At 46.6% G+C, this 14,184-nt stretch carries 15 protein-coding genes; 6 read left to right on the top strand and 9 right to left on the bottom strand.

Annotated elements, in window-relative coordinates; all coding sequences use genetic code 11:
• Nucleotides 1–43: 43 nt before the first annotated feature.
• Nucleotides 44–1,027 (top strand): aldo/keto reductase, encoded by a 984-nt coding sequence (locus ACFP56_RS17870; RefSeq protein WP_379237091.1) that lies wholly within the window; start codon nt 44–46, stop codon nt 1,025–1,027.
• Nucleotides 1,028–1,317: 290 nt separating this feature from the next.
• Here ACFP56_RS17870 and ACFP56_RS17865 read toward each other — a convergent pair whose 3' ends face one another.
• The 6 genes from ACFP56_RS17865 to ACFP56_RS17840 form a co-directional block, all read right to left on the bottom strand.
• Nucleotides 1,318–2,142, bottom strand: coding sequence for an urease accessory protein UreD (locus tag ACFP56_RS17865; protein WP_379237089.1), 825 nt, complete (start codon nt 2,140–2,142; stop codon nt 1,318–1,320).
• A 92-nt stretch (nt 2,143–2,234) separates the two neighbouring features.
• Nucleotides 2,235–2,966 (bottom strand): urease accessory protein UreG, encoded by a 732-nt coding sequence (ureG, locus tag ACFP56_RS17860; protein ID WP_379237087.1) that lies wholly within the window; start codon nt 2,964–2,966, stop codon nt 2,235–2,237.
• A gap of 63 nt (nt 2,967–3,029) precedes the next feature.
• Nucleotides 3,030–3,824, bottom strand: coding sequence for an urease accessory protein UreF (locus ACFP56_RS17855; protein ID WP_379237085.1), 795 nt, complete (start codon nt 3,822–3,824; stop codon nt 3,030–3,032).
• 53 nt (nt 3,825–3,877) lie between these two features.
• Nucleotides 3,878–5,581, bottom strand: coding sequence for an urease subunit alpha (gene ureC, locus ACFP56_RS17850; RefSeq protein ID WP_379237083.1), 1,704 nt, complete (start codon nt 5,579–5,581; stop codon nt 3,878–3,880).
• Complete coding sequence (gene ureB / locus ACFP56_RS17845) at nt 5,574–5,948, bottom strand: urease subunit beta (protein WP_379237081.1); 375 nt, start codon at nt 5,946–5,948, stop codon at nt 5,574–5,576. The genes ureC and ureB overlap by 8 nt, the downstream gene beginning before the upstream one ends.
• 69 nt (nt 5,949–6,017) lie before the next feature.
• Entirely contained in the window at nt 6,018–6,323 is a 306-nt protein-coding gene (locus ACFP56_RS17840; protein ID WP_379237079.1) for an urease subunit gamma, read from the bottom strand.
• A 259-nt stretch (nt 6,324–6,582) separates the two neighbouring features.
• Between ACFP56_RS17840 and urtA the strand changes: the two genes are divergently transcribed.
• From urtA to urtE, 5 genes are all read left to right on the top strand, one after another.
• Nucleotides 6,583–7,863: an urea ABC transporter substrate-binding protein gene (gene urtA / locus ACFP56_RS17835; protein WP_379237077.1), complete on the top strand. Its 1,281-nt coding sequence runs from the start codon at nt 6,583–6,585 to the stop codon at nt 7,861–7,863.
• Nucleotides 7,864–7,996: 133 nt separating this feature from the next.
• Nucleotides 7,997–8,902, top strand: coding sequence for an urea ABC transporter permease subunit UrtB (urtB, locus tag ACFP56_RS17830; protein WP_379237075.1), 906 nt, complete (start codon nt 7,997–7,999; stop codon nt 8,900–8,902).
• An 11-nt stretch (nt 8,903–8,913) separates the two neighbouring features.
• Nucleotides 8,914–10,029, top strand: a complete 1,116-nt coding sequence (gene urtC / locus ACFP56_RS17825; RefSeq protein ID WP_379237073.1) for an urea ABC transporter permease subunit UrtC — start codon at nt 8,914–8,916, stop codon at nt 10,027–10,029.
• On the top strand, nt 9,977–10,747 hold the full coding sequence (urtD, locus tag ACFP56_RS17820) for an urea ABC transporter ATP-binding protein UrtD (protein WP_379237071.1): 771 nt from the start codon (nt 9,977–9,979) through the stop codon (nt 10,745–10,747). Before urtC ends, urtD begins: the two co-directional genes overlap by 53 nt.
• Nucleotides 10,734–11,429, top strand: a complete 696-nt coding sequence (gene urtE, locus ACFP56_RS17815) for an urea ABC transporter ATP-binding subunit UrtE (protein ID WP_379237069.1) — start codon at nt 10,734–10,736, stop codon at nt 11,427–11,429. The genes urtD and urtE overlap by 14 nt, the downstream gene beginning before the upstream one ends.
• A gap of 97 nt (nt 11,430–11,526) precedes the next feature.
• Here the strand turns inward: urtE and ACFP56_RS17810 are convergent, their stop codons facing one another.
• Genes ACFP56_RS17810 through ACFP56_RS17800 form a run of 3 tightly spaced genes read right to left on the bottom strand, consistent with a single transcriptional unit; the run spans nt 11,527 to nt 14,177 of the window.
• Nucleotides 11,527–12,333: a Nif3-like dinuclear metal center hexameric protein gene (locus tag ACFP56_RS17810; RefSeq protein ID WP_379237067.1), complete on the bottom strand. Its 807-nt coding sequence runs from the start codon at nt 12,331–12,333 to the stop codon at nt 11,527–11,529.
• Between the two features lie 23 nt (nt 12,334–12,356).
• The gene (locus ACFP56_RS17805) at nt 12,357–13,250 is read right to left on the bottom strand and encodes a carbohydrate ABC transporter permease (protein WP_213514208.1); all 894 of its coding nucleotides are present in this window, start codon (nt 13,248–13,250) and stop codon (nt 12,357–12,359) included.
• Between the two features lie 12 nt (nt 13,251–13,262).
• A complete protein-coding gene (locus ACFP56_RS17800; RefSeq protein ID WP_379237064.1) occupies nt 13,263–14,177 on the bottom strand; it encodes an ABC transporter permease in 915 nt (304 codons plus the stop codon).
• Nucleotides 14,178–14,184 lie beyond the last annotated feature (7 nt).

The following is a 14,184-nucleotide window of genomic DNA, read 5'->3' as shown; positions in this document are numbered from 1 at the left end:
TAAACTATAGCTGTAAAACTTGAATAAAGGAGCGTAAACGCAAATGAAATATAGAGCTTTAGGAAAAACAGGGATGAATGTAAGTGAAATTAGCTTCGGAACGTGGGGCATAGGTGGAGATTGGGGCAAAGTCGATGATGCTACCTCTCTACGCGCCTTACATACGGCTATTGAGAATGGCGTCAATTTTTTTGATACAGCTGACGTATACGGAAGCGGACATAGCGAGGAACTGCTTGCAGAGGCGACAAAGGGCAAGGAGGACGACATCTATATTGCAACCAAATTTTGCCGAAAAGGCGATATTCAGGATCCTAACAATTACTCGGAGCAAACCGTGCGCGCCTATTGCGAGGACAGCCTTAAGCGTCTAAAGCGCGAACGAATTGACTTGTATCAAATTCACTGCCCAGCTTTCGATATCTTGAAGCAGGGCGACGTTTTTCATGTACTGGACAAGCTTCAGGCTGAGGGTAAAATTCGCAGCTACGGTGTAAGTGTGGAAAGTGTAGAAGAGGGCTTATTCTGCATGGAGCAGCCCAATGTTGCAGCGTTGCAAGTTATCTTCAATATTTTCAGACAAAAGGTTGCTCGCGAGCTTCTTCCAGTTGCGAAGGAAAAGCAAGTCGGCATTCTTGCGCGCGTGCCGCTGGCTAGCGGACTGCTGACAGGCAAGTTCAATACAAGCGCAAGCTTCGAAGCAAGCGACCATCGCAGCTATAATCGAAACGGAGATGCCTTCAACGTCGGTGAAACCTTCGCAGGCCTTCCACTGGAAAAAGGTCAGGAGCTAAGTCGAGCACTTGGCTGGATTGCTGAGGGAAAAGAAAACATGACTCGCGCTGCACTTCGCTGGATTCTTGATCATGAAGCGGTAAGCACAGTCATTCCAGGCTTTAAAACAAGCGAGCAGGTGCTTGACAATCTTGGAGCATTAAAGGTTCCTGCCTTCACGAACGAGGAAATGAAAAAGCTGGAGCAGTTTTACGACAACGAGGTTCATCAGCACATCCGCGGCTCGTATTAGAACCATCAGTTGAAGCGCAGCGAGCAGCTCAACAAGAAGATAAGCAACAAAGCAAAACGTGACAGTCTGACAGGGTGTCACGCTAGAACACACATCATTTCCTAAAATGCTATTACAACAGCATTGAACTGCCCCCCAATTGTTAAGCGTATCTAACAATTGGGGGGCAGTTCTCATTGTTGAGGCTTTTCGATTGGATTGATGTAGCTTTTTCGATAGGATTGGCTATCGATTTATAGTGACGTATCGGGTATCTAGCTAATCATCCAGTTTTCTTGGAAGCTAACAAGCTATTTGCGAAGAAGGCATGGCGGATATCCCCATAGCTTTTCCCTGCTTATATCCCACAAACGCTGACACAGCTGCTGCAGCTTCCATACGGAGTGACCAACCGCGCGAACGACGATGCCGCCTTTTTCAGCCAAGCTTGCCGCTGCGAGCACTCGCTCGCGAGCAAGCAGCTCCAGCTCAGCACGCAGCAATACAAGCAGATCCGCGTTGACTTTAGGAGAAAATATCCACATCACCGCTTGGTGCGTATACTGCTCCATTACTCCTATTGCTGAATAAGCATCGCTTCCCGGCTTAAGCTGATAGCGATCACTAGCTACGAGCTGACCATCCAGGTATAGCTCCGTTGTTGTTGCGAATTGGGCAAATTGATAACGCTCATCCCGATGAGTCCTGCCCGGGGTTATGATTTCCGCAAATATAAGCGAGGCATCCTTCGCCAGATGAAACTCATTTCGCCCCGTAAACATACTGTCCTTATAAGGAATGGTAGGCTCCGGCATATACTCCAGCTTCGCGCCTTCCTCCAGCTCAAACCGTGCAGTAGTCGATGACCCGTGCAGCAAGGCAGGATGCACCTTCGTAAACGATTGATTTGTCATGACAAGATGCGTCCCTAACTGCTGCTTGAGCTGAAGCTCATAATGATCGCCCTCCATCAAGCCAGGTGATACATCCATCACATACATAAGCAGAGCATTCGTATCCGGCTCGCGAAAGGTTTTTGTGATTTTCAGCGGTGTCTCATGATAGCGAGAGGTTAGCACGGTCTTGCCTGCTACATGCTGACATACTGCACGAAGTGTTGCTCGGTTTATGTCCAATGTATTTTTGCTCCTTTACTTCGAGATCGATGTTTCATTGCTTCATGATGGACTTTCCATACCCGCCTGAGCTTGAGAAGGATGAGCAACGATTAATGAGACTCGTGCTGATGATGATGCTGATGCCCGTGGTTAGCTTGCTCGCCATGAGCATGAATGCGATGCTGGTGACCAGGCAGTTGATGCTCCAGCCAATGAACAATTTCGCTGACTCCGATTTCATCACGAAGATTGGTCATGAGATAAGGACGATCGCCGCGCATCAGCTCTGTATCCTGCTTCATCACGTCCAGACTCGCGCCAACGTGCGGTGCAAGATCGATTTTATTAATAATAAGCAGATCAGAACGCATAATGCCTGGCCCGCCCTTGCGTGGAATCTTCTCCCCTTGTGCAACATCGATAATGTAGATAAAGCGGTCAACCAGTTCGGGACTAAACGCCGCTGCCAGATTGTCGCCGCCGCTTTCTATGAAAATAATTTCAAGGTCCGAGAAGCGCTGCTCCAGCTCTTCAACCGCTTCAAAGTTCATCGAGGCATCCTCGCGAATCGCCGTATGCGGGCATCCTCCCGTCTCTACGCCAATAATGCGCTCCTCAGGCAAGGCATCCTCGCGAATTAAAATTCTTGCATCCTCCGCTGTGTAAATATCATTGGTAATGACACCGAGGCTGTAATGCTCACGCATTGCTTTGGATAATTTCTCGACTAGCGCCGTTTTCCCCGAGCCGACAGGTCCTCCAATTCCGATACGAATCGGACGATTTAACGCCATAACAGGTGTTTCCCATTGCTCATGTGAATGATTAGCTCCTTGACACATTATAAATTCCTCCTCTAATTGTTCTTCAATTTATCGTTATGCTGAAACGATGAAGCTGATTTGTTATGACATAAAAAGCCTTGAGTAAAGCGTCTCATGCTGCATCGCATAGATTTCATTGACTACCGCATAGCTGAAAGGCTCAACCGCTTCCTGCAACTTGAACTTCCACCATAGCTGCTCAGCTGTTTGTACCAGCTTGCGCACCAGCAGCTGCCCGTCCGTCTGCCCCAATGACATTAGCCTAAGCGCACTATTGACGGACATCTGAATGCTTGCATATAAATACCCCAGTATCGCGGTGTCCTTATCCATTTGCAGATGCCAGGCTATCCAGGCAAATACAATCGGATATGAGCCGTAGCCTTTTCCTTCTGCGAGCAGCCTCTCCAGCTCATCGAGCTGCACCTCCGGGTATAAGGATTTGCCAAGCTTAATCAGCCTGCGCCCCATCTTATGCATCCCTTCCCTGCTTTCACGAGCCGATCGCTGCGTGTGGCATAATCCATCGATTCGCAGCAGTTCCTTGCGAAGATGCAATTGCTGCTCTGCTTGCAGCATCTTCACCGCTGCTGCAGCTTGGATTGCTGTCCTCTCTGCTGTAAGGGCCTCCTGTGATGAAGCTGATAGTTTCCTCGCATTTTCCAAAATTCGATATACCGCTTGAATCGACAGTGCATCGAGTGGAATAAGCGAGGCTTCCAGCTGCGCATTCATATAAAGCTCTAGCTGGCTTAAATTATTTATTTTTTGCTGCTGCACATAGGTTTCCAAACCAAAGGAATGTGAAAAACTCCCGATTGGAAACGCAGAATCCAGCAGCTGAATATAGGAAAGCCAAGCTGACGTTTGGGTCATCTCTTATCACGCTCATTTATTAAATTGTGTTGCTTCCTGTAGGTCTCACAGCCCTAAAACAAATAGTAGCGCTGTGTCATAGGCAGCTCCTGGGCAGGCTCGCATGTAATTGCCTCGCCATCTACCTTGACCTCATACGTCTCGGGATTCACTTCGATCTTCGGAGTCGCATCGTTGTGAATCATATCCTTTTTGCCGATAGACCGCGTATTAAGCACCGGTGCAATTTGCTTGTGCAGGTCGAGCTTAAGATGAACGCCCTGCTCATAAGCAGCAGCAGATAAAAACGTATAAGAGCCTTTAGCAACCGCCTTGCCGTACGAGCCAAACATCGAGCGTCCAAATACTGGCTGCGGCGTAGGAATCGAGGCATTCGGATCGCCCATTTGCGCATAAGCGATAAAGCCGCCCTTAAGAATCATTTCTGGCTTTACGCCAAAAAATGCTGGCTGCCAGAGGACCAAGTCTGCCCATTTGCCCGGCTCCAGCGAGCCTACAAGATGCGAGATACCGTGTGCGACCGCAGGATTAATCGTGTATTTGGCAACATAGCGTTTAATGCGATCATTATCGTGGTCATGCTCCGCTCCTCGCTGACGCTTCATCTTGTCTGCCGTTTGCCAGGTTCGAGTGATGACTTCACCAACTCTCCCCATCGCTTGAGAATCTGAGCTGATAATACTGAACACGCCCATATCATGCAAAATATCCTCTGCCGCAATCGTCTCTGGTCGAATGCGTGAATCAGCAAAGGCTACATCCTCTGGAATGGAAGAGTCGAGATGATGGCACACCATCAGCATATCGAGATGCTCCTCAATCGTGTTCACCGTAAATGGACGCGTCGGATTCGTGGACGAAGGAATAATATTCGGATAACCCGCAGCTGTTATAATATCGGGCGCATGACCTCCGCCAGCTCCCTCCGTATGATACGTATGAATCGTTCTGCCTTTAATGGCTGCCAGCGTATCCTCTACAAAGCCCGCTTCATTCAATGTATCCGTATGAATGGCGACCTGCACATCGTACTTGTCTGCAACAGTTAAGCAGGTGTCGATGGTAGCAGGTGTCGTTCCCCAATCCTCATGCAGCTTCAGTCCGATTACACCCGCTTCAATCTGCTCAATTAACGGCTCTTCTGACGCACAGTTGCCCTTTCCTAAAAAGCCAATATTCATCGGGAACGCTTCTACTGATTCCAGCATCCGATGAATATGCCATGATCCAGGGGTGCAGGTTGTCGCATTGGTCCCGGTTGCTGGTCCAGTACCGCCACCAATCATCGTGGTTACGCCAGATGCGAGGGCCGTTTCAATCTGCTGCGGACATATAAAGTGAATGTGCGTATCTATACCCCCAGCCGTAACAATACGTCCTTCTCCAGCAATAATTTCCGTTGAAGCTCCAACAACAAGCTCAGGATGGACGCCGTCCATCGTATCAGGATTGCCCCCTTTGCCGATCGCAACAATTCTGCCATCACGGATGCCAATATCGCCTTTTACAATCCCCCAGTGATCAATGACGATTGCATTCGTGATCAGTACGTCTAGCGCACCTTGGGCCCGCGTTACACTTGATGATTGACCCATTCCATCACGAATAACCTTCCCTCCGCCAAATTTGCACTCATCACCGTAAACGGTGTAATCATGCTCAATCATCGCCCACAGCTCAGTATCTGCAAGGCGAACCGCATCACCTGTGGTTGGGCCAAATATGGAGGCATATTGGGCTCTCGTCATCTTAGCCATACTGCGTCCCCTCCCATTCTGCCAGCCTCTGCTGCAACTCGACGGATGCTTCCCAATCACCATCTGCAGCTCCTTCTGTCAGTCGGTTCAAGCCAAAAATCTGCTGCTTGCCTCCAAGCTGTACAAGCTCAATTGGCTTTTCCTCACCGGGCTCGAAACGTACAGCCGTACCAGCTGCAATATTCAATCGCTTGCCGAATGCCAGCTTGCGGTCAAAGCTTAGCGCGCGATTCACTTCATAGAAATGATAATGAGAACCAACCTGTATCGGTCGATCTCCTTTATTTACAACAAGCAGTGATACTACACTGCGACCCTGATTAATGTTAATCGTACCTTCTCGCACGCGATATTCTCCCGGGATCATGCTGGTATTCCCCCTATCTACTCTCGTTACTAGATCTACTCCAGTTAAATTGGTTCTTCATTATTCTAGCTATTGACGAATCGGTTCATGGATCGTCACCAGCTTCGTACCATCTGGAAAGGTAGCCTCGACCTGAACCTCGGCAATCATCTCTGGTATCCCTTCCATGCACTGTGCCCTTGTCAGTATCGTGCCGCCATACTCCATCAGCTGTGCAACAGACTTTCCTTCTCGCGCCCCTTCCAATACCTCAGATATTAGAATAGACATCGCTTCCGGATAATTCAGCTTGATTCCCCGCTCCATTCTTCTGCGAGCAAGATCGGCAGCATAACTGATCATTAGCTTCTCTTTTTCTCGTTCTGTTAGATGCATCCTTTGGAATCACCTCCATATTTTGGTGGTCATTTTTCTGTTGATGTTAATATATATAACATATGCACTTTGTTTTAGAAAGAGGAAATTTGTATTCACGTACAAAAAAGCCAATAAATAGGTTTTATCAGCAAAAATTATGTTAATATAGTTGACACAAGTAACTGGCGCTCATATAATTGGAAACACGAACATTTCAAGTAAATATATAGAAAATGTTCACATTTTGTACGATCCAACTAACAAAGGGAGTGGAGAAATGAAGAAGTATGGATGGAAAAGTGTTGTAGTAATGATGTTGGCGTTTCTTATTGTATTAGCAGGTTGCAGCAACGGAGGCAATTCTGGCGGCAATGGTGGCAGCAGTCCTACCCCTGCATCGACCAATGAAGGCACTGGCACGGAAACACCTGCTACAGACGGTGACACCATCAAGGTGGGCATCCTTCATTCTTTAAGCGGCACGATGGCGATTAGTGAAGTATCCGTAAAAGACGCGGAGCTGATGGCAATTGAAGAAATTAACGCAGCTGGCGGTGTGCTTGGCAAGCAAATTGAAGTGGTAATCGAGGACGGAGCATCTGATTGGCCGACCTTCGCTGAAAAAGCACGCAAGCTTCTGCAGCAGGATCAGGTGGCAACTGTATTTGGCGGCTGGACATCTGCAAGCCGCAAGGCGATGCTTCCTGTATTTGAGGAGTTAAATGGCTTGCTATGGTACCCGGTTCAATATGAAGGCCTGGAATCATCCCCTAACATTTTCTACACAGGCGCTACGACTAATCAGCAAATTGTACCTGCCGTTGAATGGCTGCTTGAAAATCGCGGTACAAAATTTTTCCTTCTAGGCTCAGACTACGTATTCCCTCGTACTGCCAACAAAATTATTAAAGCTCAGCTCGAAGCATCTGGCGGCGAAATGGTTGCCGAGGAATATACACCGCTTGGTCATACTGACTACAGCACAGTGATCAGCAAAATTAGAGAAGCTAAGCCTGACGTTGTCTTCAATACACTCAATGGCGACAGCAACGTTGCCTTCTTCAAGCAGTTAAAGGATGCAGGCATTAGCGCTGATGATTTAACAACATTATCCGTTAGTGTAGCAGAAGAAGAAATTCGTGGTATCGGCACAGATGTGCTTGAAGGACATCTTGCTGCATGGAACTATTATCAAACAACAGAAACACCTGAAAATGAGAAGTTTGTTGCTGCATACAAGGCAGCCTATGGCGAGGATCGTGTAACAGCAGACCCGATTGAAGCTGGCTATATCGCTGTATATTTATGGGCAGCCGCTGTTGAAAAGGCAGGAACAACGGATGTTGATAAGGTCCGCGAAGCAGCAGCCGGCATCTCATTTGATGCACCAGAAGGAACGGTAACGATCGATGGCGAGACGCAGCATATTTACAAAAAAGTATTAATCGGTGAAGTGCAGGCTGATGGCATGTTTAAGACGCTATACAGCACAGAGGAGCCTGTTAAGCCAGATCCGTACTTGAAGGGCTATGATTGGGCAGCAGGCTTGGCAGAATAATACCTCATTGGAAGCTCGACTTGAGTAACAGACTGCCCTGCCCTAGCTTGGCAGCATGAGCAATTTGTATACAGCCTGCTGGCGTATTCAGCAGGCTGACTCAAGCTTCGAGCAATTGGAAAGGAGTGCTGATATGGACGTAATACTCCTTCAGCTTTTCAACGGCATCAGCGTCAGCTCGATTCTGCTGCTGATCGCGCTTGGTTTGGCAATTACCTTTGGCTTAATGAACGTTATCAATATGGCGCATGGTGAATTTATTATGATCGGCGCCTACTCTACCTATGTGACTCAGCTGTTTTTTACCGCAAATTTGCCGGCTAGTTATTTTGGCTATTATTTTATCTTATCGATTGTAATCTCATTTGCAGTAGCTTTTGTGTTTGGTTTTGTACTTGAAATCAGCCTCATTCGCTTTTTATATGGCAGGCCGCTCGACAGCTTGCTTGCGACGTGGGGAGTTGGCCTTGTGCTTCAGCAGCTTGCACGCTCTATTTTCGGTGCACCGAACGTTGCCGTTCAATCACCAGCGTGGCTCAATGGCGGCTTCGAGCTGATGGAGGGCATCTATTTACCGTATAAGCGATTGTTCATTATTGCGCTCGTTGCTGTCGTGCTGATTGCCATGTACTGGTTTATTTACCGCAGTGAAGCTGGTCGCAGAATGCGTGCCGTCATGCAAAACAGGGAAATGGCGTCCTGCCTCGGCATCTCTACGCGACGCGTTGATTCCATGACCTTCGCCATCGGCTCTGGTATTGCAGGCATTGCAGGGTGCGCCATTACACTGCTCGGCTCTATTGGTCCATCTCTTGGCACCTACTATATCGTCGATGCATTCATGGTAGTCGTGCTCGGTGGAGTTGGCAAGCTAATTGGCTCTGTAGTCGGCGCTTTCGGCATCGGCATTACAGGCACATTTTTTGAATACTGGACCAATGCGTCCATTGGAAAAGTGCTCGTATTTATTGTCATTATCGCCTTCCTGCAATGGAAGCCTAAAGGTCTTGTGACGATGAGAACGAGAGCTTTAGATTAAGGGGGAGTACCATGATTGCGCAAACAGAAAAAGCTTCCTTCCACAAAAAAATAATACTCACATCGGTATACTCGATTGTTGTTCTATTATTATTACTCGCACCACTTTATCTCTCGGACTTTCGTCTCAGCTTGCTTGCCAAATTTCTTGCATTTGCAATAGTCGCGATTGGACTTGATCTGATATGGGGTTATTCAGGCATCTTAAGTCTCGGACACGGTGTATTTTTCGGGCTTGGCGCCTACTGCATGGGCATGTTTCTTAAGCTTGAGGCAACAGGCGGCAAGCTTCCAGACTTTATGAGCTGGAGTGGATTAAGTGAAGTTCCCTGGTTTTGGAAACCCTTTGCACACGCGTGGTTCGCCTTTCCGGCAGGTATCCTGCTCCCAATGGCATTAGCCTTTGTTTTAGGTTTCTTCACCTTCCGCAACCGAATACGCGGTGTGTATTTTACGATATTAACGCAAGCGCTCGTCATTATTATGACGACGCTCTTCATCGGCCAACAACAATATACAGGCGGTACGAACGGCATTACTGGCTTTCAGACGATTTTCGGCTTTGCACTTAGAGACTCCTCTACGAAAATCGCTCTTTATCTCGTTACAGTAGCAGCACTCATTGCAGTCTTTATCGCGTGCAAGCGTCTTGTTGGAAGCCGCTCAGGCCGCGTGCTTCGCGCAGTGCGTGATGCAGAAAACCGTGCGCGCTTTATCGGCTACAACCCATCCCGCTATCAGCTGTTCGTGTTTTGCTTGTCAGCTGGCATCGCTGGTCTGGCAGGTATGCTGTTCGTGCTGCATGTCGGCATTATCTCCCCTACGACGATGGGCATTGTGCCTTCCATTGAAATTGTGCTTTGGGTAGCGCTGGGAGGTCGTGGCACGCTGATCGGAGCGGTTATCGGAGCTGTTGCAGTAAATGCAGCGAAAAGCGGACTTAGCGAAACGTATCCCGATTCTTGGCTGTTTTTCCTTGGCGCCCTCTTCGTCATTGTCGTTGTATTTTTACCGAAGGGTTTAGTTGGCTTAGGGCAAGATCTGGCGTTGAAAATAAAAAGGAGGCTTGGTAAAGATGACAACAGCAGCACCTATCCTGTCTTGCGAGAACGTGACAGTAGCCTTTGATGGCTTCAAAGCAGTGAATGGCATGGACCTGAAGCTGATGCCTGGAGAGCTTCGTTTTTTAATCGGTCCGAACGGAGCAGGCAAAACAACGATGCTGGATGTTATATGCGGCAAGGTTAAGCCTTCCGCAGGTGTCCTGCGCTTTATGGAAGACGTAGATATTAGCCGCAAAAAGGAATATGAAATTGCTGAGCTTGGCATTGGGCGCAAGTTTCAGGCTCCTTCCATCTTTGTTGGCCTAACGGTGTATGAGAATCTTGAGCTGTCGATGAGCCAAAATCGTGGTGTATGGGCTACACTACGCGCCACGATATCAAAAACTGATCATATGCGCATTATGCGTCAGCTTGATATGATCGGCTTAACGCATCGTGCGCATGTTGCGGCGGGCGGTCTGTCTCATGGTGAAAAACAATGGCTCGAAATCGGCATGATGCTGATGCAGGAGCCGACACTGCTGCTGCTCGATGAGCCTGTTGCAGGCATGACGGATACGGAGACAGAAAAAACGGGCGAGCTGCTTCAGGAAATCACCAAGCAACGCACCGTTGTCGTCGTTGAGCATGACATGGAATTTGTAAGAAGCTATGCAACCAAGGTTACCGTCATGCACGAAGGCAAGCTGCTCAAGGAAGGAACAATGCTAGAGGTTCAATCAGATGCAGTCGTGTCGGAGGTGTACTTGGGACACGGGAGGGATGCAAGTGCTGTCAGTTAACCAGATCGAATCCGGATACGGTGAAAGCACCATCCTTCGCCAAGTATCTATTGAAGTGCCGCCCGGTCAGGTGGTTTGTTTAATGGGACGCAACGGTGTCGGTAAAACGACACTGACGAAAACGATAATGGGCGCTATTAAAACGAAAAACGGCGCCATCCATTATAATGGTCAAAATATTACGAAGCTCGCCCCCTATGAACGTGCAAAGCTTGGCATTGGCTACGTGCCGCAAGGAAGAGAAATCTTCGGACAGCTGACCGTACAGGAAAATTTGCTGCTTGGGCTTGAAGCAAGCCGTGACCGCAAGGCTGGCGTTCCCGCTTCCGCTATTGATAAATTCCCCGTTCTGCCCTCCATGTACAACCGCAAGGGTGGAGACCTTAGCGGCGGTCAGCAGCAGCAGCTCGCTTTCGCCAGAGCGCTTGCTTCGAAGCCGAAGCTGCTGCTGCTCGATGAACCAACAGAAGGCATTCAGCCCTCTATTGTTCAAGACATTCAAGATGTCATTCGCAGTATAAAGCAACAAGGCGATACGGCAATCCTGCTAGTTGAGCAAAGCATCGACTTTGTGAAAAGCGTCGCCGATTACTACTACATTTTAGAAAAGGGAACGGTGGTAGCCAGTGGAAGCATCGACACCCTTGATGAACAGGTGATTCGCCAGCATCTTGTTGTGTAGGACGATGCTCAACAGCTTAATAGCCAGTAGTAAAATGAAAACAGCTTAAGCATACGTGTATAAACACTCGCTTAAGCTGTTTTTCATTGTTGCCTCATTATACGTAATGAAATGGCTCCTTAGCATCTACAAATGAAACTGGAACGCCCTCAACTAATGGAGACAGCCAATCGGCCATATGCTTCATGCCCCATTCTTCAGAACGCTCGTGACCAATCACGATCATCGCTTTTTTCAAGCCTAGCATTGCAGCATCATTCACATAGGCACAAAGAGTCCATTCTGTAATTTCCCCACATAACATAACATCGAGATTTTTTTCGTTCATTAGTTCCATTGGCATCTGCTCTCTACCTAATCCTAAGCTTCCACCACCTACTAAAATACCAACTCTTGAGCAGCTCATTTCAGGATTTCCGACAACTCGAATCGTCTTCATTCCTAATTTATTTTTCAGGTATTGCGCAAGCTCCTTAACAGTAGTTGATTCTAGCTCGTATACCCAAGGCGAGTTAGCGTCTGCTTTGAACGCATCCCATTCCAGTTCCTTGATCAGTCCATCATAGATACGATCTGTATCTGCCATATGCATATGATCGTGGAATCTCCAAATCGTAATCTGGTGTTCATCGATTAGCTTTTTCTTTTCTACATATACTGCATCCTCAGTAAGCCAATCTGTATGATCTTTCCCAGTAAAGTAAGTCGGCTCATGTGTAATGATTAGATTAGCGCCTAATGCAATCGCTTCTTTTATAACATCTGCCGTCGCCATAAATGTTGTGACAATTCCCTTTACTTCCATCTCCATATGTCCGCTAGCCAAAACATCACAAGTCTCCTCTAGCTTTTTTCCACCACAGCAATCCAGCAAGATTCGGTCAATAACCTCTTGTACCTTCATATTCCCAGCTCCTTATCAATTTTTTATCCTTTAACTGCTCCAATAACAACGCCTCGGGTCAAATATTTCTGTGTTAACGGCAGTACGAATAGAACAGGAACAATCCCTAATACAGCCATCGCCATACGTACTGATGTGCTAGGCATATCGACTGCTTCTGCACCAAGCACGACATTCGCTTGTCCGGAATTCAAGTATTGGATATTATTCATTAATTGAACGAGAAGATTTTGAATGCCGTAATATTGCGGCTTAGAAATATAATAAAGTGCATTAATCCAATCATTCCAATACGCAAGTCCCATAAATAACCCTACAGTTACCATAACAGGTACTGACAGCGGCAGCATGATTTTGAAAAATGTGCGCAGCTCGGACGCTCCGTCAATCTGTGCCGATTCAATAATTTCTAGCGGCACATTGTTTTTGAAATAATTGCGAACTAACAGCACGTTAAATCCGTTAGCTAATAAATTCGGTACAATTAATGCCCAGATTGTATCTTTTACATTAAAAAATTGTGTCCACATAATATAGGAAGGAACTACACCGCCATTAAACAGCATTGTAAAAAACACGACAAATGCGAGTACATTGTGATATTTAAAGTCTCTTCTAGACATAGGGTAAGCTAGCATGCTTGTAATTAATAAGCCAACAGCTGTACCAAGCACCGTAACAAGAAACGATACCCCGTATGCACGAATAAACGTATGAAGGGATGCCTCCAAGTACAAATAAGAATCAAAACTAATTTGAGTTGGAATAAAACTATAACCGTTTCTTATAAGTGACGATTCTTCCGTAATAGAAGCAACTACAATAAGAACAAATGGTAAAAATGCTAATAACGTAAACAGCACCATCATTATTGCAGAGAAAATGACAAATGCTCGTTCTCCTCTTGTTTGAATCATATCATTCTCCTCCTAGAAAAGTGCGTTCTCCGGACTAACCTTTCTAACGATTGCATTTACAATTACAACTAATGCAAAGCCTACAATCGACTGATACAGTCCAGCTGCAGCGGACATTCCAATATCATTCAACTGCATGAGTGCACGATATACGTACGTATCAATCGTTTGTGTTGTACTGTACAGCGCTCCTGAGTTCATAGGGACTTGATAGAACAAACCAAAATCAGAATTGAATATTCGACCAAGCGACATAAGCACCAGGATAATGACAGTTGGCTTTAAGAGCGGAAGGGTGATCGTACGAATTTGTCTGATCTTCCCAGCTCCATCAATTTTCGCAGCTTCATAGATGCTTTTATCGATCCCTGCTATCGAAGCAAAATAAACGATAGATCCGTATCCTGCTGTCTTCCAAATCTGAATAAAAACGAGGATATAAGGCCAATATTTAGATTCCGTATACCAGCTTATTTCAGGTAAGCCTAAGGGCGCTAAAATAGATTTGTTTACGAAGCCACTATCAGCATTTAAAAATGCGAATACCAGCATGGAAAGCACAACCATTGAAATCAAGTTTGGTAATATCAAACCTGACATAAATAGCTTGGCATATACTTTTTTCAGCAGCTCAGCCATAAAAATTGCAATCATGATTGAGAAAACGGTACCCAACGCAATAAATACTAAATTATAAAACAAAGTGTTTCGTGTCATGATCCATGCATCTTTTGTCTGAAACAAAAAGGTGAAATTATCAAAGCCTATCCAATCACTACCAAAAATTCCTTTAGCGTAGTTCACATCTTTGAAGGCGATAAATACCCCAAACATCGGTAAGTAACTGTTGATTAAAAAATACAACAGCCCCGGAATCGCTAGCATAAATAGTGGAAGCGTTTTTTTCAACGCTCTAGCTTTCGTCATTGTCTCC

Source organism: Paenibacillus septentrionalis (assembly GCF_042659865.1).
Lineage (GTDB): Bacteria > Bacillota > Bacilli > Paenibacillales > Paenibacillaceae > Pristimantibacillus > Pristimantibacillus septentrionalis.
This window is presented reverse-complemented; position numbering and strand designations above follow the sequence as displayed.

What these genes read in the sequence shown, in the direction of transcription:
- ACFP56_RS17870 (WP_379237091.1), top strand. Translation starts at nt 44, where the DNA reads ATGAAATATAGAGCTTTAGGAAAAACAGGGATGAATGTAAGTGAAATT.
- ureG (WP_379237087.1), bottom strand. Translation starts at nt 2,966, where the DNA reads ATGTGTCAAGGAGCTAATCATTCACATGAGCAATGGGAAACACCTGTT.
- ACFP56_RS17855 (WP_379237085.1), bottom strand. Translation starts at nt 3,824, where the DNA reads ATGACCCAAACGTCAGCTTGGCTTTCCTATATTCAGCTGCTGGATTCT.
- ureC (WP_379237083.1), bottom strand. Translation starts at nt 5,581, where the DNA reads ATGGCTAAGATGACGAGAGCCCAATATGCCTCCATATTTGGCCCAACC.
- ureB (WP_379237081.1), bottom strand. Translation starts at nt 5,948, where the DNA reads ATGATCCCGGGAGAATATCGCGTGCGAGAAGGTACGATTAACATTAAT.
- ACFP56_RS17840 (WP_379237079.1), bottom strand. Translation starts at nt 6,323, where the DNA reads ATGCATCTAACAGAACGAGAAAAAGAGAAGCTAATGATCAGTTATGCT.
- urtA (WP_379237077.1), top strand. Translation starts at nt 6,583, where the DNA reads ATGAAGAAGTATGGATGGAAAAGTGTTGTAGTAATGATGTTGGCGTTT.
- urtB (WP_379237075.1), top strand. Translation starts at nt 7,997, where the DNA reads ATGGACGTAATACTCCTTCAGCTTTTCAACGGCATCAGCGTCAGCTCG.
- urtC (WP_379237073.1), top strand. Translation starts at nt 8,914, where the DNA reads ATGATTGCGCAAACAGAAAAAGCTTCCTTCCACAAAAAAATAATACTC.
- urtD (WP_379237071.1), top strand. Translation starts at nt 9,977, where the DNA reads ATGACAACAGCAGCACCTATCCTGTCTTGCGAGAACGTGACAGTAGCC.
- ACFP56_RS17810 (WP_379237067.1), bottom strand. Translation starts at nt 12,333, where the DNA reads ATGAAGGTACAAGAGGTTATTGACCGAATCTTGCTGGATTGCTGTGGT.
- ACFP56_RS17805 (WP_213514208.1), bottom strand. Translation starts at nt 13,250, where the DNA reads ATGATTCAAACAAGAGGAGAACGAGCATTTGTCATTTTCTCTGCAATA.
- ACFP56_RS17800 (WP_379237064.1), bottom strand. Translation starts at nt 14,177, where the DNA reads ATGACGAAAGCTAGAGCGTTGAAAAAAACGCTTCCACTATTTATGCTA.